The organism is Rhizobium sp. 01N424 (assembly GCF_056399485.1).
In genome coordinates, this window is sequence record NZ_JBFTRK010000037.1 from 1 (window position 1) to 1,691 (window position 1,691).

Below are 1,691 nucleotides of genomic sequence, written 5' to 3' on the forward strand. Positions count from 1 at the left end.
GGCTGTAGATTCCGATGATTCACCGGACGGCATTCCGATCAAAACCCGGACACGATTCCGAGAATTAACCGGACGCGATTCCGATTTGATACCGGACAGTTTTTCAACGTAAGCAGTGCCCCTGGGTCAGCAACCTTGGCATGCATCTCTTTTCGAACGTGAGGAGATGGCATGTCGAAGAGACGAAGGCTGACCATGAGACAACTACGACATTTACTTCGACTGCGATCAGATGGCGTGAGCGTTCGCGATATTGCCGATCTGCTCGGGATTGCCCGCAGCACGGTCCAGGACGGGATCGGGCGCGCTGCGACGGCAGGGCTGTCATGGCCTTTGCCCGCCGATCTGACTGACGACGTCCTGGAAGGCAAACTTTTTGCCCGGCAAGGCACCAAACAAGGGGTGCGGCGACTACCAGAGCCGGATTGGAGTGTCATTGCGGTCGAGCTGAAGAAGCCCGGCGTGACCCTGACGATCCTGTGGGAGGAATATCGAACCGTCTACCCTGATGGCTACGGCTTCAGCCGGTTCTGCGACCTGTTCCGCGGCTTTGAGCGGCGTCTGACGCCCACGATGCGGCAGGTCCACATAGCTGGCGACAAGGTGTTCGTCGATTATTCCGGCAAGAAGCTGCCTATCGTCGATCGCAAGACAGGCGAGATCCGCGAGGCGGAGATCTTTGTCGGCGTGCTCGGCGCATCAAGCTATGCCTTTGCAGAAGCCACCTGGACCCAGACCCTGCCGGACTGGATCGGCTCGCACGTGCGCATGTTCGCCTTCTTCGGCGGCGTGCCCCGCCTGATCGTACCGGATAATCTGAAGTCCGGCGTCAACAAGGCGAGCTTCTACGACCCGGAGATCAATCGCAGCTACGGCACCATGGCCGCCTACTACGGCATCGGTGTCCTCCCCGCGCGACCGAAGCGGCCGAAAGACAAGCCAAAAGTCGAGGCCGGCGTACGTTTCGCCCAGAGCTGCATTCTCGGCCGGATGCGCAATCAGACCTTCTTCTCGCTGGAGGAAGCCAATGCCGCCATCCGCGGAGCCGTCGAGCGGATCAACACGCACGTTATGAAGCGGTTGGGCCAAACCCGCCAGGAGATATTCGAGACCATGGAACGCGCAGCACTCGCGGCTCTCCCGGCAGAGGACTACGAGTACGCCGAATGGAAGCTGGCTCGGGTGTCGACGGACTACCATGTCGAGTTCGAACACTATTTCTACTCCGTGCCCCATACGCTCATCCGCCAGCAGGTCGATGTCCGGGCCACGAGCCGCACGATCGAGGTCTTCTTCAAGGGCAAGAGGATTGCGACCCACCAACGCCGGTACGGCGGTTCTCGCTACGGAACCGATCCTGACCATATGCCCAGCTCGCACCGGCGCTATGCCGAATGGTCACCTGCAAGGTTCCAGCGCTGGGGCGCTTCCATTGGGCCTCAGACAGAGGGGCTGATCATCGCTATCCTGGCCAATCGTCCTCATCCCGAACAAGGCTTTCGAACCTGCCTTGGCGTGCTGAAGCTCTACCGGGCCATTCCTACGGTGCAGGCCGAGGCGGTGTCCGCCCGTGCCGTCGAGATCGGCGGACTGACTTGCAAAAGCATCAGCGCACTCATCAGCACCTACAAGGCACCACGACATTCCGCCGAACCCGCCGCTGTCGGCGAGCATGCCAATCTTCGCGGCAA

General features: G+C 60.5%; 1 protein-coding gene. It reads left to right on the forward strand.

The annotated features are described in order from the left end of the window. Positions 1 to 171: 171 nt before the first annotated feature. Positions 172 to 1,691 (forward strand): IS21 family transposase (gene istA / locus AC1DNK_RS29955; protein ID WP_477944863.1); only part of this gene is annotated, 1,520 nt, incomplete at its 3' end.